At 69.3% G+C, this 20,827-nt stretch carries 22 protein-coding genes, 1 tRNA gene and 1 pseudogene; 7 read left to right on the top strand and 17 right to left on the bottom strand.

Annotated elements, in window-relative coordinates; all coding sequences use genetic code 11:
• Positions 1-71: 71 nt before the first annotated feature.
• Both BCL67_RS04110 and BCL67_RS04105 read right to left on the bottom strand, forming a co-directional pair.
• The gene (locus BCL67_RS04110) at positions 72-1,415 is read right to left on the bottom strand and encodes a sensor histidine kinase (RefSeq protein ID WP_181255876.1); all 1,344 of its coding nucleotides are present in this window, start codon (positions 1,413-1,415) and stop codon (positions 72-74) included.
• Positions 1,399-1,785: a PLD nuclease N-terminal domain-containing protein gene (locus BCL67_RS04105; protein ID WP_106122190.1), complete on the bottom strand. Its 387-nt coding sequence runs from the start codon at positions 1,783-1,785 to the stop codon at positions 1,399-1,401. The genes BCL67_RS04110 and BCL67_RS04105 overlap by 17 nt, the downstream gene beginning before the upstream one ends.
• A 236-nt stretch (positions 1,786-2,021) precedes the next feature.
• Between BCL67_RS04105 and BCL67_RS04100 the strand changes: the two genes are divergently transcribed.
• Entirely contained in the window at positions 2,022-3,791 is a 1,770-nt protein-coding gene (locus BCL67_RS04100; protein ID WP_106122189.1) for an alpha/beta-hydrolase family protein, read from the top strand.
• 3 nt (positions 3,792-3,794) lie between these two features.
• On the opposite strand, the gene BCL67_RS04095 is transcribed toward BCL67_RS04100, so the two are convergent.
• Positions 3,795-4,160, bottom strand: a complete 366-nt coding sequence (locus BCL67_RS04095) for a universal stress protein (protein ID WP_106122188.1) — start codon at positions 4,158-4,160, stop codon at positions 3,795-3,797.
• A 195-nt stretch (positions 4,161-4,355) separates the two neighbouring features.
• On the opposite strand from BCL67_RS04095, the gene BCL67_RS04090 reads away from it, so the two are divergent.
• The 3 genes from BCL67_RS04090 to tctA are packed head-to-tail and all read left to right on the top strand — an operon-like array spanning position 4,356 to position 7,472.
• Entirely contained in the window at positions 4,356-5,372 is a 1,017-nt protein-coding gene (locus tag BCL67_RS04090) for a tripartite tricarboxylate transporter substrate binding protein (RefSeq protein ID WP_106122187.1), read from the top strand.
• Entirely contained in the window at positions 5,369-5,965 is a 597-nt protein-coding gene (locus BCL67_RS04085) for a tripartite tricarboxylate transporter TctB family protein (RefSeq protein ID WP_258174746.1), read from the top strand. The genes BCL67_RS04090 and BCL67_RS04085 overlap by 4 nt, the downstream gene beginning before the upstream one ends.
• A 1-nt stretch (position 5,966) precedes the next feature.
• Positions 5,967-7,472, top strand: a complete 1,506-nt coding sequence (tctA, locus tag BCL67_RS04080; RefSeq protein ID WP_106122186.1) for a tripartite tricarboxylate transporter permease TctA — start codon at positions 5,967-5,969, stop codon at positions 7,470-7,472.
• A gap of 45 nt (positions 7,473-7,517) precedes the next feature.
• Here the strand turns inward: tctA and BCL67_RS04075 are convergent, their stop codons facing one another.
• From BCL67_RS04075 to BCL67_RS04010, 14 genes and pseudogenes are all read right to left on the bottom strand, one after another.
• Entirely contained in the window at positions 7,518-8,066 is a 549-nt protein-coding gene (locus tag BCL67_RS04075) for an AbrB family transcriptional regulator (protein ID WP_106122185.1), read from the bottom strand.
• A gap of 13 nt (positions 8,067-8,079) precedes the next feature.
• On the bottom strand, positions 8,080-8,625 hold the full coding sequence (locus tag BCL67_RS04070; RefSeq protein ID WP_219886402.1) for an AbrB family transcriptional regulator: 546 nt from the start codon (positions 8,623-8,625) through the stop codon (positions 8,080-8,082).
• A gap of 6 nt (positions 8,626-8,631) precedes the next feature.
• Positions 8,632-9,465, bottom strand: a complete 834-nt coding sequence (locus BCL67_RS04065; protein WP_106122184.1) for a glycerophosphodiester phosphodiesterase family protein — start codon at positions 9,463-9,465, stop codon at positions 8,632-8,634.
• Complete coding sequence (locus BCL67_RS04060) at positions 9,466-10,422, bottom strand: HAD family hydrolase (protein WP_258174744.1); 957 nt, start codon at positions 10,420-10,422, stop codon at positions 9,466-9,468.
• A gap of 4 nt (positions 10,423-10,426) precedes the next feature.
• Entirely contained in the window at positions 10,427-11,404 is a 978-nt protein-coding gene (locus BCL67_RS04055) for a carbohydrate kinase family protein (protein WP_106122183.1), read from the bottom strand.
• A 29-nt stretch (positions 11,405-11,433) separates the two neighbouring features.
• On the bottom strand, positions 11,434-12,741 hold the full coding sequence (gene moeB, locus BCL67_RS15175; RefSeq protein ID WP_146131072.1) for a molybdopterin-synthase adenylyltransferase MoeB: 1,308 nt from the start codon (positions 12,739-12,741) through the stop codon (positions 11,434-11,436).
• A gap of 15 nt (positions 12,742-12,756) precedes the next feature.
• On the bottom strand, positions 12,757-13,566 hold the full coding sequence (locus BCL67_RS04045) for a thiazole synthase (RefSeq protein WP_106122182.1): 810 nt from the start codon (positions 13,564-13,566) through the stop codon (positions 12,757-12,759).
• Positions 13,567-13,578: 12 nt separating this feature from the next.
• A complete protein-coding gene (gene thiS / locus BCL67_RS04040; protein ID WP_106122181.1) occupies positions 13,579-13,818 on the bottom strand; it encodes a sulfur carrier protein ThiS in 240 nt (79 codons plus the stop codon).
• Between the two features lie 118 nt (positions 13,819-13,936).
• On the bottom strand, positions 13,937-15,181 hold the full coding sequence (locus BCL67_RS04035) for an FAD-dependent oxidoreductase (RefSeq protein WP_106122180.1): 1,245 nt from the start codon (positions 15,179-15,181) through the stop codon (positions 13,937-13,939).
• Positions 15,182-15,183: 2 nt separating this feature from the next.
• Positions 15,184-15,254 (bottom strand) — tRNA-Gly (locus tag BCL67_RS04030).
• A 175-nt stretch (positions 15,255-15,429) separates the two neighbouring features.
• Positions 15,430-15,879, bottom strand: coding sequence for an Asp23/Gls24 family envelope stress response protein (locus tag BCL67_RS04025; RefSeq protein ID WP_106122179.1), 450 nt, complete (start codon positions 15,877-15,879; stop codon positions 15,430-15,432).
• Positions 15,869-16,261, bottom strand: coding sequence for a hypothetical protein (locus tag BCL67_RS04020; protein WP_146131071.1), 393 nt, complete (start codon positions 16,259-16,261; stop codon positions 15,869-15,871). Before BCL67_RS04020 ends, BCL67_RS04025 begins: the two co-directional genes overlap by 11 nt.
• Positions 16,254-16,763, bottom strand: a complete 510-nt coding sequence (locus BCL67_RS04015) for a hypothetical protein (protein WP_106122177.1) — start codon at positions 16,761-16,763, stop codon at positions 16,254-16,256. The genes BCL67_RS04020 and BCL67_RS04015 overlap by 8 nt, the downstream gene beginning before the upstream one ends.
• A pseudogene (locus BCL67_RS04010) lies at positions 16,760-17,275 on the bottom strand (RNA polymerase sigma factor); the annotation flags it as partial. The gene BCL67_RS04015 and the pseudogene BCL67_RS04010, both read right to left, overlap by 4 nt.
• A gap of 179 nt (positions 17,276-17,454) precedes the next feature.
• On the opposite strand from BCL67_RS04010, the gene BCL67_RS04005 reads away from it, so the two are divergent.
• The 3 genes from BCL67_RS04005 to BCL67_RS03995 all read left to right on the top strand — a co-directional run bounded on the left by BCL67_RS04005 (position 17,455) and on the right by BCL67_RS03995 (position 20,813).
• On the top strand, positions 17,455-18,066 hold the full coding sequence (locus tag BCL67_RS04005) for a malonic semialdehyde reductase (protein ID WP_106122175.1): 612 nt from the start codon (positions 17,455-17,457) through the stop codon (positions 18,064-18,066).
• A gap of 177 nt (positions 18,067-18,243) precedes the next feature.
• On the top strand, positions 18,244-18,798 hold the full coding sequence (locus BCL67_RS04000; RefSeq protein ID WP_106122174.1) for a type 1 glutamine amidotransferase domain-containing protein: 555 nt from the start codon (positions 18,244-18,246) through the stop codon (positions 18,796-18,798).
• 191 nt (positions 18,799-18,989) lie between these two features.
• On the top strand, positions 18,990-20,813 hold the full coding sequence (locus BCL67_RS03995; protein ID WP_219886399.1) for an ABC transporter ATP-binding protein: 1,824 nt from the start codon (positions 18,990-18,992) through the stop codon (positions 20,811-20,813).
• Positions 20,814-20,827: the final 14 nt, after the last annotated feature.

The raw sequence follows: 20,827 nt of genomic DNA, 5'->3' as shown, positions 1-20,827 counted from the left end.
CGGCAAAGCGGTCGAGGCTGCGTTCTGCGCAGCGGAGGAGTTCTGTGCAGCCGAGGGGTTCTGTGCGGCGGTCATCGGGTCTCCTCGACCTGGTCCGGCGGTGCGCTCTGATCGCCGGATCCGGCGGGTGACCCGGCTGATCCGGCCGAGTCGGCGCCCAGCGGGAAGCGGGCGAGCACGTCGAAGCCGCCCGCGTGGGCGCGGGTGGTGACGGTCCCGCCATAGAGCCGGGCCCGCTCGGTCATGCCGAGCAGCCCGGAGCCGGCGCCGTCGTCGGGTGCCGCCGCGCCGCGTCCGGAATCACGGACCTCCAACATCAGGGCCGGCTCGGCCTCCGCCGCTGTGGCGACCCAGACCTCGGCATGGGCCTGCGGGCCGGCGTGCTTGAGCGTGTTGGTCAGCGCCTCCTGGACGATCCGATAGGCCGCGAGTCCCACGCCCTCGGGCAGCTTAGGAATCGAGTCGCTGAGCATGTGCAGCCGGACCGGGAGGCCCGAGGCGGCCACGTCTTCGATCAGCTGGGGCAGATCCTGGACCCCCGGCGCCGGGCGCTTCTGCAGCGCGCCGTCCTCGTCGCGCAGCACCCCGAGCATCCTGCGCATCTCGGTGAGCGCCTCGCGACCGGTGTCGCTGATCGTGGCGAAGGCCCGTTCGGCGCGTTCCGGACTCTGCTGCAGCACATATCGCCCGCCGTCGGCCTGGGCGATCATCACCGACATCGAATGCGAGATCACATCGTGCATCTCCCGGGCGATGCGCATCCGCTCGGCGTCCACGGCGAGCCGCGCCTCCTGGTCCCGCTCGCGGATCAGCAGCTGGTTGCGCTCGGAGATGGCGCCGAGCTCACGACGACGACGCCCGGCCAGGTGCCCGGCGAGCCAGGAGGTCAGCGCCACGGCAGCGGCGAATCCAGCGATCAGGCCCGCGCTGACCAGCGAATTCGTCCAGCTGTTGTAGTAGTCGTACTGCTGCATGTAATACATGTCCAGGAATATGAAATAGGCCCCCAGGGCCGCCGCGCCGAGCAGCGCCACTGCGAGGAAGCTCCAGGACACGCGTGGGGTGCTGTACTTCGCGCAGGCGTAGAGGACCAGCGGCACCGCCAGCGCGGAGACCCCCGGCGCCGTGCCGATCACCAGCTGCGTCGCACAGAAGACCGCGATCACTCCGGCGGCCGCTCCGGGATTCGTGCGTGAGAAGGCAAGGGGCAGGATGGCGAACACCTCGACGAGAATGATCACCCACCAGGGCACCTGGATCCCGATCTCCCCGGAGGAGCGCATGCCGCCGGAATGCGAGAACAGCATCAGGACCAGCAGCGGGAGCACCTTGATCAGTGCATCGATCAGCCGCCGCCGGGTGCGGGTCTTGGCCTCCTGGTGCCCAGCCACCGAGGTGTCAGTCGGCAGTGGCATCGCGGTCCTCACCCCGCTCTCCAGCTGTCCGGGCTTCCGCTGCGCGGGCTTCTGCTCGGCGTGCATCTTCGCGGCGCTGCGCCACCTCTTCAGGGGCGTACTTCTCGACCATGCCCTTCTCGGGACGGCCATGCTCACGGCGATAGCGGACGGTCTCCCAGACCAGGTAGACCGCGGGACCGATGATCGGCAGCAGGAAGATCACCACACCCCAGACCGCGGCGCGCCTGCCGGTCTTGCCCTCGTCCTGGACCAGCACCATCAGCGCCGCCACCAGCAGTCCCACTGCGGTGACACTGAGCCCCCAGGCCCAGACGGGATTGCTCTCGGTGAGCAGGCGCGTGGCGATGGCGTAGTCGGAGGGATTCACCTCCCCAGTCTAGAAGCCGCGTCCGGGCGGGTCCTCATACTATGGGACCAGATCCGCACCACCTCCGGCGCCGTCACCGCCACCTCGCGCGCTGACCTCTCGCCGGCCTCCCCGCAGATCATCACCGTTCAGGCCTGCCGGAACCAGCGGCTGCGCGCTTAGACTTCGCTCACGGATCACACCCGGGGTCTCCCCCGCGCGAGCCAGAGGTCACCAGGAGGATCGGGAGCGGAGGGGTGAGCGACCTGATGAGGCTCTCCACACGCAGCGCCGCGTTCCTGCGAGCGCACCTGGTCAATCTCGTCTGCGCGCTGGCCCTGGCGTCCCTCGCACTGACCCCCTCGCTGGTGCCGCGTCCGACGGCGTTCCAGGGCGTCATGGCGGGGCTGTGGTTCATGGTCGGCTTTCAGCTCGGGTTCGCGGTGCGCGTCGCCGCACGGAATCTCCGCCGACGTGTCGGCCACCGGTCATCAGGGCTCTCGACCGCGGCGAAGGACGCTCCTGGGAGCGCCACACCCGGCGGGCGGCGGGAGAGCTCGGCGCTTCGCGCGGGTGGCCTCGCGGCTGCCATCGGCGCGGGCCTGCTGCTCTACGTGCTCGGCTACGGGGCACTCGTGGTGTCCTGGCAGAACGAGGTCCGCGAACTGGTGGAGATGGAACCGGTCGACGGGCCCGGCCACGTCGCGTTCCTGGCCAGCATGGTGATCACGATGGTCGTGCTCTTCAGCATCGCCAAGGGGATCGGGGCGCTGCGAGACCGGGTGGGACGCGGCGTGGCTCGCCGCGGCGGCTCAGCGCTCCAGGTCCGCTGGGCCTCACGGGTCACGGGTGTGATCACGATCCTCGTGCTGATCCTGGGACTGATCGGCGGCGGGCTCGGCGTCGTCGGGCAGATCTATCAGGACCGCGATGCCGGCACGCTTGAGGGCAGCTCACCCCCGGTGCTTCCCGGTCGCTCCGGTGGTCCTGACTCCGTTCTCGAGTGGGGCGGGCTGGGCCGACAGGGCCGGGCCTTCGCCGGCGGCGGTCCCAGCGCCGCGCACATCACACAGGTCACCGGCGTCCCGGCCCAGGAACCGGTCCGGGCCTATGCCGGGCTGTCCCAGGGGGCGGACGTTCACGCCCGGGCGGAGCTGGTAGTGGAGGAGCTGGAGCGCCACGGCGGGTTCGACCGTGAGGTGCTGCTCGTCGCCACCCCGACCGGCTCCGGCTGGCTGGAGCCGCAGGCAATCGCCGCCCTGGAGTACCTCTACGCCGGAGACACCGCCACCGCGTCGATGCAGTACTCGGTGCAGCCCAGCTGGGTGTCGTTCCTCTTCGACCCTGAGCTGCCGGAGGAGTCGAGCCGAGCTCTCTTCGACGCCGTCCATGCGCGATGGGAGGCGCTGCCGGAGGCGGACCGGCCCCGGCTGGTGGTCTATGGCCTCAGCCTGGGCGCCCTGGGAATGTCCGGCAGCTTCGAGAGCCTCGAGGACCTGGTGGCGTGCACCGACGCGGCCCTGTTCACCGGACCTCCGGCGAACTCCGAACCGTGGCGCACCTTGCAGCTCAACCGCGATCCCGGAAGCCCCGTCTGGCAGCCGGTCTTCCGCGACGGTGAGCGGGTGCGCTGGCAGTCGAAGCCTGGGGACTTCGCGGCACTGGAGGGTCCCTGGCGCGAGCCTCGGCTGGGCTACCTTCAGCATGCCACCGACCCGATCACCTGGCTCGACCCTGCGGTGATCTACCGCTCCCCCGAATGGCTCAGCGGACCGGCATCCTCCGGCGGGCGAGGCTCCGACGTCAGCGATTCGATGCGGTGGATCCCCGGCGTCACGTTCCTGCACCTGACGGCGGACATGCTGGTCAGCGAGGCGGTCCCGCCGAGCCACGGCCACAACTTCGGCGACGTCGCGGTGGACGGCTGGGCGCAGGTGCTCCCAGGTCACGGCCGCAGCCCGGGTCAGCTGGATGCGGTCCAAGCCGTCATCGAAGGAATCGACACCCACGACCCGACCTGGGAGTGACCCTCAGGCGTCGATCATTCCCGGCTTGACGCACAGGACGGGAGTGTTGGCCTGCAGGATGATCTGCTGCGCCGAGGAGCCCATGATGAACTTGCTCGCCGGGGTGCGCTGGCGGATGCCGATGACGATCACCGACGGGTCGATGCGCTCGGCGGTGTCGAGCAGATCCCCGACTCCGTCCTTGCCGCGGGCGTCCGGCTCGGCGTAGGTCTCGCGCACACCGGCCTCCTCCGCCGCACCCGGTGCGGGGCGCTCACCGCTGAGCCCGAAGTACAGCAGGTCCTCACCACGTCGGGCCGCCTCCTGGAGCGCGAAGACGTAGGCGGCCTGTCCTTCGGCGGTATCGGTGCCGGCGACGAGGACGGTCATGGGGTGCTCCTAGGGGTCAAGTATCGGGGTCGAGGGCCACACAGTGGATGCCTGGTCTCGGGACTGCGAACACCGGGGCCAACCTGTGTATGCTACCGCCCTATGGCGTGATACCCATCACTCAGGATCGGGTAAGCGCCGCACCATAGTCAAAATCCGACCTGCAGTGACGCCGGTCGGCACCGAAGGGAACTGATGAGCCAGCAGGCCACACCCGATGCCGCCACGAGATCGCGCAGGAAGAAGATCCTGACCGGCGGATTCGCCGTCGTGGCGGTGGGCTGCGTCGCAGCAGCCTCGTTCTTCTCCATCCAGGCCGCATCCGGCGGCACCGACGTGCGCAACAACATCACGCTGATCGCCCCCGCCGCTGCAGGCGGCGGATGGGACACCTTCCAGCGCGAGCTGCAGCAGAGCATGCAGACCAACGACCTGGTGAACAACGTCCAGGTCATCAACGTCCCAGGCGCCGGTGGCACGATCGCGCTGGGCAATGTGGCGCAACTGCCTGAGGCGAACAACCTGATGGTCGGCGGCACCGGACAGATCGCTGCGCAGATCCAGTTCGGTACCACGTCTACCATCCAGGACGTCACTCCGGTTGCGAGGGTCGTCGAGGAGTACGACATCGTTGTGGTGCCGGCCGATTCACCCCACCAGACCATGGATGACCTGGTCGAGGCGTGGCAGGAGAACCCCAGCGGCACCCCCTGGACCGGTGGTGGTTCCTTCGACCAGCTGGTGATGACCGAGATCGCCCTGGCCGCGGACATCAACCCGAGCGACACCACCTACATCCCCTCCGACGGCGGAGGCGAGGCCATCCAGGCGCTGCTCAACGGCACCGCCGCAGCTTCCGCCGGCGGCTTCGCCGATATGTACCCCCAGGTTGAGTCGGGACGCCTGCGGGTCCTCGGCGTTGCCTCGGAGGACCGACTCGAGGGGGTGGACGACATTCCGACCCTGGCCGAGGAAGGCTACGACGTGACCCTGACCAACTGGCGGGCGCTCTTCGCCCCACCCAGCGCCACCGAGGACGAGGTCGCAGAGCTCAGAGAACTGGTGGATGAGGCTGTGGTGACACCCGAATGGGCCGCCACCGTGGAGCGCAACTACTGGCGAGAGGCCCCGCTGCAGGGCGAAGAGTTCGACCAGTTCATCGAAGACGAGACAGTGCGCATCGGCGGCCTGTTTGAGGAGATGGAACAGTGAGCACCCCGATGACCCCTTCGTCTCCGGCGCAGGACGACGCCCTCCCCCCGGCAGGCTCCGGCGCGGGCCCCGACCAGGGTGACCTTCCGGGCCCGACTCCCGCAGGGGCGGGCACCTTCTGGCACGGGCGCTCGGGCCTCATCATGCCCGTGGTCATCGTCGGATTCAGCCTCTACATCCTGATCGGTGTCGCCACCATGGACGTCGGGGACGCTGACTTCCCGGGTCCACAGTTCTTCCCCGGCATCCTGGGCGTGCTCGGCCTGGTGCTCGCGGGCATCATCGCGGCCGGGATCCTCCGGCGACCGGAACACCCGGAGAACAGCTCCGGGCGGTCCTGGCGGTTCCACTCCGACTTCACCGCGCTGGGCTGGACGGTCGGCGGGTTCCTCGCCTTCGCGGTGCTGTTGCCCTGGCTGGGTTGGATCCTCACCGGGGGGCTGCTGTTCTGGTCCGTGGCTCGGGGCTTCGGCTCCCGGCGTCCGCTCTTCGACATCCTGGTCGGCCTCTTCATGAGTTCCGTCGCATATCTCGGCTTCAGCGTGGCGCTGGGCCTGAACCTGCCCTCGGGCATCCTCGGAGGCGGTTTCTGACATGGACTCACTTCCACTGTTGATGGAGGGCTTCGCCGGAGCCTTCACCCCTACGAACCTGCTCTGGGTGGTGGTCGGCTGTCTGCTGGGCACCGCAGTCGGCGTGATGCCGGGCCTGGGTTCGTCCATGGCCGTGGCGCTGCTGCTGCCGATGACCTTCGCCCTTGACCCGACGGCGGCGTTCATCCTCTTCGCCGGGGTCTACTTCGGCGGCCTGTTCGGGGACTCCACCATGGCCATCCTGATGAACACCCCGGGTCAGGCGTCCGCGATCGCCTCGACCTTCGAGGGACACCGCATGGCCCTGGATGGACGGGCTCCCCAGGCGCTGGCCACTGCGGCCATCGGCGCGTTCATCGGCGGCATCATCGCCTCGACCATTGTGGTGTTCTTCGCTCCGACTCTGGCGGAGCTCTCACGGTACTTCGGACCTGCGGAGTATTTCGCCCTGGCGGTCTTCGCGTTCATCGCGACCTCCTCGGTGGTCTCGGACTCGGTGCCCAAGGGTCTGGCCTCGCTGATGCTGGGTCTGGGGATCTCCACGGTCGGCATCGACGCGGTCACCGGCACACAGCGCTTCACCATGGGTGCCCCGCAGCTCTTCGAGGGCGTCTCGCTGATCACGGTCACCGTCGCGATCCTCGCCCTGGGCGAGGTGTTCCACGTGGCCTCCCGTGCCCGGCGCGACAATCCCGATCTGAAGACCCGGTCCGCCGGTCGCCCCTGGCTGAAATGGGCCGAGTTCAAGGAGGCCGCTCCGGCCTGGGGACGCGGCACGGTGATCGGACTGCCCTTCGGCGTGATCCCCGTGGGTGGCTCCGAGGTGCCCACCTTCATGGCCTATGACGTGGAGCGCCGACTGGACCGGCGTCGTCGCCTCCCGCAGTTCGGCAAGGGCGCTATCCGCGGCCTGGCCGCACCGGAGGCCGCCGGTAACTCCACGACCGGCATGGCGATGGGTGCACTGCTCGCCCTGGGTCTGCCCGTCTCCGCCACAGCAGCGATCATGCTCGCGGCCTTCCGCCAGTACGGCCTGCAGCCCGGACCGCTGCTCTTCGACCGCAACCCCGACCTGGTCTGGGCGCTGCTCGCCAGCTTCTTCATCGCCATGGTGGTGCTGCTGATCATCAACCTGCCCTTTGCGCAGCTGTGGGCCAAGCTGCTGCTGATCCCGCAGCCCTACCTCTACGCCGGCATCGCGCTGTTCTGCGGGCTCGGCGTCTTCGCCACCTCGGGACGGGTCTTCGACCTGCTGCTTCTGCTGGGCATCGGTCTGGTTGGTTTCGGGATGCGCCGCTACGGCTACCCGCTGGCTCCGCTGATGATCGGCATGGTGCTGGGACCCCTGGCCGAGACCTCGGTCCGCGACGCGCTGCTGTCCTCCGACGGGGACTACGCGGCCCTGATCGACAGCCCGATCACCTGGTTCATCTACGGGCTGCTGGCACTGGTCCTGGCATTCACGGTGCGTGCGGCGGTCCGCAGGAAGAGCCGCCAGGACATCTGAGTCCTGCGGATCTCTCCCGCGCGGCGGTGACCGCAGCGGCTGACCTCAGGGCTGCTGGGGTCCGGTCTCGTCCGGGTCCGCGATCCAGCGCTGCCGGATCTTCACCGCCACCCACAGGACCAGGGGAAGGCTCAGCAGCACGGTGAAGAGCCGGACCATATGGGCGCCGATGATGACCGCACCGTCGAAGCCCAGGGCGACGCCGGCGGTCACCATCTCCCCGACCCCGCCCGGCATCAGTGAGAGCATCGCCTCGGCTGGGTCGAGGATCCCCAGCGCGGCGAACGCCCACCCGAAGAGCAGCCCGGCTCCGAGCACGGCACCGACGGCCAGGGAACCCGGTGCGAGGAAGCGCCGGAACTGACGGAACGTGTCCGGGGCGATCGTCGCGCCGATCGCGGTGCCGACGAGGAGCTGGGCCAGGAGCACGATCAGGTTCGGGACCTGCACCGCCAGGCCGAAGCCGAGGTTGATCGCCGCGGCGCCCACCAGGCCCCCGGTGATCGGCCACAGCGGGATCCGGCACCGGCGGAAGATCAGTGCGGCGGCGGCCGATCCCGCCATCACCGCGAGCAGCGGAAGCAGCTGGGTCATGGGCGCGCCGACCTCATGAGAGCACCAGCAGCAGGATCGGCAGGATCACGAGCACCAGGGAGAACAGCCGGACCGCGTGGACGCTGAGCACCACTGCGACCTGGGCGCCCTTGTCGATCGCGATCGAGGTCACCTCGGCGAGCCCCCCGGGGGTCACCGCCAGGACCGCGGTGACCGGATCCACCTGGTAGCGGGACATCAGCACGGTGACGAAGACCAGGTTCAGCGCGGTCAGAGCCAGGTAGGCCAGCACGACGGGCAGCGCGATCACCGCGGTGTTCAGGAGGGAATCCACGGTGAGCAGGACCCCCGCGGCGAGCCCGACGGTGGTCAGGCCGATCTGTCGGGCGACGATCGGCAGGCTGGAAGGCCTCATCCGGCGGGTCCAGGGCTGGTTGACCAGCGCCGCGCCCACCACGCTGCCGATCAGCATCCCGGCCGGGACGCCGAGGAGCTCCAGTACCGAGCCCACGCTCACTCCGCCGAGCAGCAGCTTTCCGATGCCGAGCAGCCGGGTCATATGCGAACCCGCGTCCCCGGCGGTCAGGTCTTCTTCCATCCGGCTCTAGCGCTGAGGCCAGACGGAACGCTCCCGCATGACCTCGGCGAGCGCCTCGGCGTCGTCGGTCATCAGACCATCCACGCCCATGTCCAGGAGTTCGTGCATCTCGGCGGGGTCATCGACGACCCAGACGTGGACCTGGAGGCCGGCCCGGTGGCAGCGCTGCACGAAGCGTGGGGTCACGACGCGGATCCGCCCCTGGGAGACCGGGACCTGGACGCAGTCGATGTCGGCGACTCGTCCGCCGAGCCGTCCCATCAGCCCGAGCGGACCCAGCAGCACGATCAGCGCGGTGGCCGCCCAGCCGCCCGAGGCAGCGACCGGCCGGGTGAGCCGACGTCGGACGCTGCGCCGTCGGGCATCGTTGAAGCTCGCGGCGAGCACCCGGTCATGGGCCTGGTGCTTCTCCACCAGCCGGGCGAACTCGGTCACGGCCGCGGCGTCCTTGAGATCCACGTTGAGGTGGACGTCGCCCCAGGTGCTCAGCAGCTCCTCGAAGCGGACCAGGGGCTCGGTGAACCCATCACCGGTGCCGACGCGCAGCTCGGCGAGCTGCTCCCAGGTCTTCTCGCTCAGCAGACCGCTGCCACTGGTGGCGCGGTCCAGCTCTTCGTCATGGAAGACCACCAGGGTGCCGTCGGCGGCGGTGCGGACATCGATCTCCAGATACCGGTAGCCGAGGTCCACCGCGTGGCGGAAGGCGCCCATGGTGTTCTCGCGGCGCGGATCGGCGCCGCGGTGGGCGAAGGCCAGCGGCCGGTGGTGGAGCGCTCCGGGCAGGGAGTTCAGCAGGTACGGAGCGTCCCGGTAGGCGTGCCGGCGGTAGGGCGTGGGCATCTAGAGCTCTCCGGCGAGCAGCTTCTCGATCACCTGCGCGACGCCGTCCTCGTCGCAGGAGGCTGCGGTGTGGTTCGCGGCGGAGCGGGCCTCCGGGTGGGCGGAGCCGACGGCCCAGGAGGTCCCGGCCCAGCGCAGCATCTCGATGTCATTGGGCATGTCCCCGAAGGCGACGACGCGTTCCCGGTCGATCTGCTGGGAGGCGGCGTAGCGGGCGAGCCCGGCCGCCTTGTTCACTCCGCGCGCGGAGAGCTCCAGCAGGCTGATCCCGGGAGCGGAATGGGTGACGGTGAGCAGGTCCCCGACCTGCTCCTGGACGCGGCCGAGGAACTCATCCGGCGCCATGGTGTCGGTCTTGCACAGCAGCTTGACCACCCGGTCGGTCACGTGGGCGCTGGTGACGTCGCTGCCCGGGGTCTGGGCCGCGCCGCCGAGCCCGTCACGCTCGAGGGTCTCATCCAGCGGCCCGAGCCGCAGGTCTTCCTCGGTGACGCCGGCGGCGCGGCGGCGGTCCTCCTCGAAGAACATCGAACCGGCGATGAAGGGCTCCTCCATGTGCAGGTGCTGGAGGGTCTCGGCGGCGAAGGAGGCGCGCGGGTCGATCCGGCCGATTATGTCCTTGACGTCGAAGAGCGCGTCCGCGTCCAGGGCCGCCTCGTGGATCAGCCGGTCGGCGGCGAGGTCGTAGATCACCGCGCCGTTGGAGGCGATGACCGTGCCCGGGGCGCCCAGGGTCTCGCGGATGTGTTTGAGCCAGCGCACCGGCCGTCCGGTGACCAGCACGACCCGGATTCCTGCGGCCTGAGCGGCCTGGAAGGCTTCCACGGTGCGGGTGGAGACGGTGCCGGACTGGGTGTGGGTGTAGCTGAGGATGGTGCCGTCGATGTCGCTGGCGATCAGATGCACCGGCCCGCCGGTGAGCGTCGGAGCGGAGGCGGGCGAGGAGAGCTCGGTCATCGACTCAGCTCTCGAGGGCCTGGGTGAGCTCCTCCGCCGTGGGCGGCTGGGCGCCGAACCGGGAGGAGTTGATCGCGGCGGCGCGCGCGGCGGTGCGCAGCACCGTCGCGAGCTGGTCGGCACTGATCTCGCGCAGCGTGGCACGTCGGGAGGCGCCGAGCAGGTTCATCCGGCGCAGCGTGGAGAGGGTGGCGGCCATGAAGGAGTCTCCGGCGCCGACGGTGTCGGCGACCTCTATGGAGAAGGCCTCCTGCTCGGCGAAGCCGGCCCGGGTCAGCCCCATCGCCCCGGAGGGGCCGCGGGTGACGGTGACCAGGGCCGGGCCCATCTGGAGCCAGGCCTCCATGGTTTCGCGGTGGCTGCGTTCAGGGTAGAGCAGGTCCAGGTCATCGGTGGAGGCCTGGATGACGTCGGCGCGGGCGATGAACTCCTCCGCCTGCCGCCGGGCCTCCTCGCGGTTGGGCACCAGTGTGGGGCGGTAGTTGGGGTCATAGGAGATCGTCGCGACCTTCCGCGCCCGGTCCAGCACCCCCTTGACCGTCTCAGCGCCGGGTTGGAGCATCGCGCCGATCGAGCCGGTGTGGAGGTGCTCCAGCGGGCCGGCGTCGCCGACGGTCGGCTTGTTCTCCCGGGCCAGGGCGCAGAACTTCTGTTCCAGCTCAGCGGCGCTGGGGAGGGTCCAGTCCAGGGTGAATTCGTAGCTGGCCTGTCCGGTGGGATCCAGGGTGGCGCGGGCGACGGAGGTCGGGGAGGCATCGGCGTCGAGCAGGGCGGTGATGCCCTGGGCGCGCAGGCTGCGGGCGATCATCCGGCCGTAGTCGTCGTCTCCGCGGCGACCGGCGAAGACCACGTCGTGCTCGAGCCGGGCGAGTCCCACCGCGACGTTGAACGGCGAGCCCCCGACGTGCGCCTTGGGGGCAGATGTCTCCGAATGGACGACATCCACCAAGCATTCACCGATGACCGCCAGGTATGCACTCACCCCACTAAACTACCGCACCCAGGGAAGGCTCAGAGCTGTTTGTACAGCTCGTAACCTCCGATGAGGTTGCGCAGCTCCGCCCGGGGGTGCCGCTGGCGCAGCACTTCCAGCGCCTGGCGGGAGCGGACACCGATCTTGCAGTAGAGCACCACCGGCTTTCCCGCGGCGTCATCGAGCCCGGAGACTCCGGTGTCGCCGTGCCAGAGATCTCCCAGCGGGACGTTCACCGCGCCCTCGATGGTGCCCATCCGGTGCTCCCAGGGCTCCCGGACATCCACGATGCCCCCGATCAGGCCGGCGTCGAGGAGTTCGCGCAGCTCCTTGGGCGTGACGTCATCGTCGAGCTTCGGGTCCCCGGTGAAGGGGTTGAAGTCGAGGTCCTCGACGACGGCAGGCTCGGGGGTCGGTTCAGCAGCGGGTGCGGCGCCGTCCACGGAAACGGCGGTGATGGATTCCGTAACATCCGCCGCATCTTCCTCGGCCGCGCGGGATGCTGCGGGGGGAACAGCCGTGGTGGAGACAGCAGCGGCAGGCGCGTTGGCGGTGAACCCGCCCAGTCCCGCGACGTCGGCGCCGATGCTGGTGACCGGCACCCGGTCGGGATCCGGGTGCAGGCTGATCTCGCGGAAGCTGGCGCCCAGCGCGTCGTAGATCAGCACCCGTCCCAGCAGGGTCTCACCGATGCCGGTGAGGAACTTGATCGTCTCGGTGGCCATGATCGAGCCGATCACGCCGGGCAGCACGCCGAGCACTCCCGCCTGGGCGCAGGTGGGGACCTCGCCGGCGTCGGGGGCCTCGGGGTAGAGGTCGCGGTAGGTCGGTCCGCGGCTGGCCCAGAAGAGGCTGACCTGTCCGGCGAAGCGCAGGATCGATCCGGAGACCATCGGCTTGTCAGCGATCTCGCAGGCGTCGGCAACCACATAGCGGGTGGTGAAGTTGTCGGAGCCGTCCACCACGATGTCCGCCCCGTCGATGAGCTCCAGCGCGTTGGCCGCGGTGATCGGTTCGCGGTGTTCGTTGATGACGATCTCCGGGTGCAGCCCGCGCATCACCGCGGCCGCAGACGCGGTCTTGGGCTCCCCGATGCTGGCCTCGGAGTGGATCACCTGGCGGTGCAGGTTGGACCGGTCGACGACGTCGTGGTCGATCACGTCGATGGTGCCCACCCCGGCGGCGGCCAGATAGGTCAGGATCGGTGCGCCCAGGCCGCCGGCGCCGACGACCACCACGCGGGAGTTCAGCAGCTTCGCCTGGGCCTCGATGCCGAAGCCGTCGAGGGAGAAGTGCCGCTGGAACCGTTCCATCTGGGAGCGGGAGAACTGGGAGAGATCATTCATCGTGGGGCAGGGTCCTCAGGTGAGTTCGTCGATCGGGGAGATCCGGCCAGCAAAGGCGGAGGAGGCCTGGGCGTGTTCGCGCCGCGGGATCCGGCCGGCGCGGGCGGAGAGGTAGCCGGCATGCACGGCCATCCGCATCGCGACCGCCATCTCGGTGGGGCGCTGGGCGCGGGTGACCGCGGAGGCGACGAGCACGGCGTCGCAGCCGAGCTCCATGGCCAGGGCCGCCTCGGAGGCGCTGCCGATGCCGGCGTCAAGGACCACCGGGATGCTGGCCCGGGAGGTGATCAGCTCGATGTTGTGCCGGTTCAGGATGCCCAGGCCGGTGCCGATGGGGGCGCCCAGCGGCATCACCGCGGCGGCGCCGGCCTGTTCCAGGCGCAGCGCGACGGCGGGGTCGTCGGAGGTGTAGACCATCGGGATGAACCCGCGGTCGGCGAGCTGCTCGGTGGCCTCCAGGGTCTCGATCACGTCCGGGAGCAGGGTGTGCTCGTCGGCGATGACCTCGACCTTGATCAGGTTCGTCTCCAGCGCCTCACGGGCGAGCTCGGCGGTGAGCACCGTGTCCTTGACCGTGTAGCAGCCGGCCGTGTTGGGCAGGATGTCGATTCCGAGCCGCTCCAGCATCGAGAACACGGAGGTCTTGGTCTCGGGGCTGTACCGGCGCATCGCCACGGTGGTCAGCGTGGTGCCCGAGGCCAGCAGGGCGCGCTCGAGCGCGTCGAGGTCGGTGATGCCGCCGGTGCCCATGATGAGGCGATTGGCCAGCGTGTAGTCACCGACCTGCAGGGCAGGCAGATCCGCTTCGGCGAGTGGGGGGTTCATAGGGCTCTCTTCTCAGCCGCCTTGGACGGCGGTGACGATCTCGAGGTCTTCGCCACCGGTCAGGGTGGTCGCGGACCAGCGGCTGCGCGGGACGACGGCGGCGTCGAGTGCGACGGCGACGCCGAGCCTTCCACCGTCGGCGGGGGTGCCGTCGGGGTTGAGGCTGCGCCCGGTGGTCTGGGCGACGGCGTCCACCACGGTGGCGTCTTCGGGCAGCGTCACGGGTTCTTCATTGATGCGGACGGTGAGCATGGTTCTCCACGTCATCAGGTGCGGGTGGTCTTGGCACAACACGGCGCGGGCCGGGTGTGTTCCTGGTCCGATCCAGGACTCGGGCCAGCGCGGCGCGGGCCGGGTCCAGTCTAGTGAGTCAGCCCCGGTGTCGGGTGAGCCGCATGCTGGTGAGAAGCTGCTGGTCCTCTGCGCCGAGCTCAGGTGCAGATCCCAGGAGAGCGGCACCGAGCCTGGCGGCGAGCGGGGCGAGCAGGATGCCGTGCCGGGAGTATCCGGTGGAGACGACCAGTCCGGGGCGCAGCTCGCCCAGGAAGGGGCGTTCATCAGGGGTGCCGGGACGGGCGCGGGTGGTGATCTCGACGAGCTCCATGTCCTTGACCCCGGGCAGCACGGCGACGGCGTCGGTCAGCAGCTCCTGGACGGATCCGGCGTGGGTGCCGGTGAGGCTGTCCTCGCGGGAGGACGCCCCGATGACCAGTCCGCCGTCGGCGCGCGGAACCAGGTAGACCGAACGGCCGTTGACCCGCGCCCGGACCGTGGCGTCGAGGATGTGGGACTCCCCGCGCATCAGCTGGGCCGGGTTGACCCGCAGGCGCAGCACGTCGCCGTGGATCGGACGCAGGTCCAGCGGGCAGGTCTCCGGAAGTCCTGCTATCGACGAGTAGCCGAGTCCGGCCACCAGCAGCACCGCGTCGAACGGGTGGGCCGCGTCGTCCTCGGTGGTGACGGTGAAGCGCGGAGCTGATTCTGCCTCCGCCCCGGGGATGGCCGGGGCAGCGGACTCGTCAACGTCTGGTGAGTCCTCTACGGCGGTCACCGTGGCGGTGAGCCAGCGGACCGGGTGGCCCGCGCCGGGGAAGTGCTCCGGGTCCAGCTCGGCCTCCAGGGCGGCGCAGGCGGCGGCGACGAGCTGGCGCGGATCGATCTGATGGTCACTGGGGACGTCGAAGCCCTTGGAGAGTCCCGGGGCCAGGCCCGGCTCACGACGGCGCAGGGTGGAGCTGGTCAGCGCGGTGACGTCCATGCCGTGCTCGCGCTGAAGCACGGCGAGCTCGGCGACGGCGTCGCGATCAGAACGATCGGCGGCGATGAGCAGCGTGCCGTTCTCGCGGTAACCGGTGGGCACATCGGTGGCGCGGGAAAGCGTGGCGAGGAACTGCGGGTACTCCGCCCGGGAGGCGGTCATGATCGGCCAGAGATCGTCCTGCCCGTATTGGACCTCGCTGATCGGGGCAAGCATGCCGGCGGCGGCCCAGGAGGCGTCCTGGGCGATGCTCGGCGCGATGACGGTGACGTCGTGCCCGGACAGACGCAGCTGCCAGGCGGTCAACAGCCCGAGCACGCCGGCGCCGATCACTGCGGTGTTCGCCCTGGTGTTCACAGAGCGGGCGACGGGAATCGAACCCGCGTCGTCTGCTTGGGAAGCAGAAGCTTTGCCATTAAGCTACGCCCGCATTCCGGCCCGTTGAGGCCAGGACTCGAGATTACCAGGTGCGCCGGGCGGCTGCTCGCTCACTGCCCATCGGTTTCTCGCATGCCCCTGCCATGTCCCATCGCTATGGACGGAAACAACCATGGGACCTGGCAGAGACATGCGACAGATCCGTGAGGTGTCGGGCGGAAGGGCCGTCAGCGGAGGGCGCCATCCCCGGGCAGCCCCTCGTCACCGGGGACGTGGACATCGGCGACGGTGATGTTGACCTCGACGACCTCCAGGCCGGTGCCGTGTTCCACCGCGCGGACCACCTCGCGGCGGATGTTCTGGGCGACCTCCACGATCGGTGCCCCGAATTCCACGATCACCACGAGATCCACGGCCGCCTGGCGGACGCCCTTCTGCACCGCGACTCCGCTGCCGGCCTGCATGCGGGATCCCGGGATCCGCTCGGAGAGCGCGTCGAAGGACCGGCGCGCGGCACCTCCCAGGGCGTGCACCCCGGGGACCTGTCGCGCTGCGAGGCCGGCGAGCTTGCGCACCACGGTCTCCTCGACGGTGGTGACCCCGCGCTCGGTCACGAGCGGGCTCGGGACCGGATCGACCGGGTGCCCGGCGTTCAGCCCAGGATCCTCAACCAGCATCCATGACACCCATGACGCGGACCTTGACCTGTGCCGAGGAACCCTCGTGGGTGAGGATCAGCGCCTGGACCTCGGCGGCGACGTCGTCCACCACACTGCCTGCCGGACGGGTGCCATCGGTGTAGAGATCCACATAGACGACGACGCCGCCGCTGGCCTCGGTGACGATGTCGACGCCGGTGGCTGGACTGGTCTCGGCGTTCAGCAGCCGTCTTGCGGTCGCGGTGAGGACCTGACGGAAGCTCGGGACCAGACGAGCCACGCCTGGCACCACGGAGACGGACTCCACGACGGCCGCCTCCAGCGCCGCCCTGTCGCTTCCGGGCGCCGCGCTGCGCGCGGCATCGTCCTCGGGGGATCCGCTCATCGGGAGATCACTCATCGTGGACATCCTCCACGACCAGATCCACGTGGCCGGCCTTCACGCCGATGATCAGCTCCATGCGTTCGGCGATGCGAGCGCGCAGCCGCGGCGCGAACTCGGTCAGTGACAGCCCGAACGCCATCGTGAGCGTCACCCGCAGATCCAGCGGCCTGCCCGGAGCGCTCTCGGAGGTGACCTTGACCCGGCGGGCGCGCAGCCCGGGCTCCTCGTCCACGGCGGCCCGGACCTGCGCGCGCAGCGAGGCGGTCGTCATGACGTAGGGAAGTCCTGCAGAAGAGTAGAGCGCGGTGCTGGGTCCGCGCGCGGCCTCGTCCTCGACGATGCTCATGATGCGGGCCTTGAGGCCGCTGACCTGGTCGCCCGCGGCGGTCTCGGTGCGCCGGTAGTCATCCACCACGCTGCGCAGCCGGTCGTAGCTCTCCAGCGCCTGGGCCTCGCTGATGTCACCGAAGACATCCTGATCCGCAGGCTCCCGTGGGTCTGAGGGCGGCTGTGTCATGCCCATCCTTTCATCCCCTCGACGATGGCCAGGCGTGCGCGATGGATCCGTCCTCGCACGCTTCCTTCGGTCACACCCAGCACCTCCGCGATCTCGGCATAGGACTGGCCCTCGATCTCGTAGAGCAGCCAGGCGATTCTCTGTTCCGGGGAGAGCGTGATGAGCACATGGTCCAGCTCCCTCACCGCCGCCGATGTCTCGGCGCGGTCTTCCACTGAGGGCCCTGTCGCCGATTCTCCCACCATGTCTGCGGGATCAACAGCGTCAGTTCTGCGCACCTCGCGGCGCCGCAGGAAGTCGAGGCACCCATTGCTGGCGAGTCGGAACACCCATGACTTGAAGGCCGCCGGATCCTGCAGCGAGTCGAGTCGTCGCCAGGTCGTGAGAAACGTGTCCTGCACGATGTCCTCGGCGTCCGTGCGGTTGCGCAGCATGCGGATGCACAGTCCGAGCAGTCGGGATTCATAACGGTCCACGAGCTGCTCGAATGCCACCAGGTCACCGTCCTGAGCGCGAGCGACAAGCGTGACCTCATCGGGACCGGGGGAAGGTGCTCCGGCGCCGGTGGTCTAGCGTGACATGGGCTAATAGTACACAGACACTGGGAAGAACTTCGGCGGGTTCGACGTTCTTCTCTGATGGAGCCGAAACCGGCGATTTCAAGCGCACACCGACGAGCACGAGGAGATCCATGCCCACGGCGACTGCAGCACTGGACCGCGAGACGATGCACCGGCTCTTCGAGGGCCGGCACACCACGCACCTCTTCTCCGAGGGCGCAGTCGACCTGGAGCTGGTCCACCGGGCCTACGAGGACGCTCGCTGGGCCCCGACCTCCATGAACTGTCAGCCGATGCGCCTGACCGTGCTGAACCCCGGTCAACGGCGCGACGCCGTCGTCGAGCACTTCAAGGGTGACAACGGCAGGAAGACCACCGCGGCACCGCTGACCGTGGTCCTGGCCTATGACCCGAACTGGCACGAGCACATGCCCACGCTCTATCCCCAGGCAGAGGGCCTGCGGGAGAAGTTCGCCGATCGGCTCGAGTTCCGCGAGAAGATGGGACGCGACAACGCCTTCCTGCAGGCCGGCTACTTCATCGTGGCGCTGCGCGCGCACGGCCTCGACGTCGGGCCGATGGCCGGACTGGACGCCCCAGGGGTCGACGCCGAGGTCCACGCCGATACCGGGTGGAAGACCCTGATGGTGCTCAACGTGGGCCACGGCCCCAGCACCGAGGGCGACGCCCAGTATCCACGGGGAGAGCGCTTCGACTTCGCCCAGATCTCCCAGGTCTTCTGAGCATCCCCGGGACCCGTGGAACCTGGTCCGCGAGCGCCGCTGAGCGCGGCCGCGACCTCAAGAACCAGCTCCCATGCAGGAGCCGCGCTGGCCCCGCCCAGCGCCACCCGTTAGATTCGACAGGTGCATGAGCCCCTCGAAGGCCTGACCTGACCACCGATACCAAGGAGCATCACCATGGCTGAGAATTCACCACAGATCACCGGCAAGACCATCGCACTGCTGGTCACCGACGGCGTCGAGCTGCCCGAGCTGACCGAACCCATCGCCGCCATCAAGGCCGCCGGCGGCATCGCAAAGATCGTCTCCCCCAACGAGAAGTCGCTGCAGGCGATGGAGGGCGACTGGAACCACTCGGATCACTTCGACGTCGACGTCCAGGTCGCCTCCGCCTCCGCCGACGACTACGACGCCCTGGTGCTGCCCGGCGGCACGCTGAACGCCGACAGCCTGCGCATCGATGAGGACGCGAAGAAGTTCGTCTCCGCGTTCTTCGAGGCCGAGAAGCCGGTCGCGGCGATCTGCCACGGCTCCTGGATCCTCACCGACATCGGGCAGGTCAAGGGCCGCCGGGTCACGAGCTACCCGTCACTGAAGACTGACCTCACCAACGCAGGCGCCGAGTGGGTGGACGAGTCCGCCGTCGTCAGCGATCGCCTGGTCACCTCACGGACCCCCGATGACCTGGAGGACTTCAACCACGCGTTCCTGACGCTGGTCGCGAAGTCCTGAACATCTTGAGGAACATCCCGACCCGGCCGATGAGCTGAGGGCGGAGAGGCACTGCGGCCAGGACCCGACACGGGTCCTGGCCGCAGCTGTGTCCGGAGGCCAGCTGAAGCGCAGAGGCCCTTCCCGGCGGAGCGTCCCCGCCGGGGCTTGAGTCATTGCGCGCGGAATCTCCGCGTGCCTCAATAGAGTCCATGTCGGCCAGCGAGAGCGCTGCTTCCACCTCCGCCAGGATGCGTCTGCTCTGGGCCTTCTCCCGCCCCTACGCCCACATCCTGGCGCTGGCGCTGGTGCTCTCACTGGTGGTGTCCGCGATGGCACTGGCCACTCCTCTAGTGACCCAGTGGGTGCTCGAGACCGTCGCGGACGGAGACTCGCTGCGGGACCCGGTGCTCGTGCTTGTGGGCCTGCTGGTGCTGGGTGCGGTGGTGACCTGGTTCCAGTGGGTGATGCTGGGCAAGCTCGCCGAGGATGTGGTCTATGACGCGCGCCGCGCCATGATCACCCGGTATCTCGGGGCACGGGTCTTCGAGCTGCTCAAGCGCGGACCGGGCCAGCTGGTCACCCGGGTCACCTCGGACACGCTGCTGCTCAATGAGGCGGCCTCGAACTCGATCGTGGGCCTGGTCAACAGCACCATCATGCTCATCGGATCGCTGGCGCTGATGGCGTACCTCGACCTGGTGCTCCTGGGCACGACGCTGGTCTGCGTGGTGCTGGTGGTCCTCTCCTTCGCCTTCCTGCTGCCGCAGATCTCGAAGGTGGAGGAGCAGGCCCAGGCCAGCCTCGGGGAGCTCGGCGATGAGCTCGAAGGCACGGTACGGGCGATCAAGACCGTGAAGTCCTCCACCGCGGAGGCCCGCCGCTTCACCGTGCTGATGCACCACGTGGACGAGTCTCGCCGCTGGAGCCTCCGCTCGGTGCGCATCCAGGCCGCCGCCTGGACCATCGGGGTGACCGGGGTCAACGCCTCGGTGATCATGGTGCTGGCGATCGGGGCATACCGGGTCTCGATCGGGGAGATGACCGTCTCGGTGCTGGTGGCGTTCCTGCTCTACGTGTGGGGCCTTACGGGCCCGGTCATGGAGCTGACCGAGGACCTCACCGCGCTGCAGTCCGGGCTCGCCGCGGCCGGGCGGATCAGTCAGATCCAACAGCTGAAGGTGGAGTCGGAAGAGGCGGATGTGAGCATCATCCCCTCCTCGGGCAGAGGCGACGACGACGCTGCCTCACCGATCTTCCCCAGCAGGGTCCCGGCGCGTGAGCCCGATTCCCGCGGAGGGGATCCGCCGGCGCTGCAGTTCACCTCCGTGACGGCCCACTACGGCGCAGACTCCGCACCGGCAGTGGCTGACCTTGATCTGAAGATCCCCGCGCGTGGTCACGTCGCGCTGGTCGGGACCTCCGGCGCGGGCAAGACCACCGTGCTGGCGCTGGCGATGCGCTTCCTGGAGCCCTCGGCCGGCACGCTGGCGCTCTTCGGCACGCCGTACGCGCAGCTGAGTCACGCGCAGGTGCGCGCCGCGTTCGCCTATGTCGAGCAGGAGACCCCGGTCATCCCCGGGACGCTGCGCGAGAATCTGGTGTTCTCCAACCCCGCGGCCACGGAGCGGGAGCTCGAGGTCGTCCTGGACCGGCTCCAGCTCACCGAGAAGATCTCGAGCCTCCCCGAGGGGTTGGACGCGCGACTCACCGACACCAACTTCTCGGGCGGTCAGCGCCAGCGGATCGCGCTGGCCCGAGCCCTGCTCGCGAGACCACGGATCCTGCTGCTGGATGAGGCCACGGCGCAGGTGGACGGGATCACCGAGGCCGCCATCCATGCCACGATCCGTGACCACGCCTCCCGCGCGGCGGTGATCACCGTGGCGCATCGGCTCTCCACCGTGATCGACGCGGACCAGATCATCGCGATGGATGCCGGAAGGGTGACCGGTGCCGGCACCCATGCGGAGCTGCTGCGGGAGAACGCGCTCTACCGGGACCTGGTGGGGGCGCTGCGCCTGGATCGGGGGTGATGGTTCGCCCAATT

Source organism: Nesterenkonia sandarakina (assembly GCF_003003175.1).
Lineage (GTDB): Bacteria > Actinomycetota > Actinomycetes > Actinomycetales > Micrococcaceae > Nesterenkonia > Nesterenkonia sandarakina_A.
Note: the sequence above shows the minus strand (reverse complement) of the source record. Positions and strands in the feature narration are given on the sequence as shown.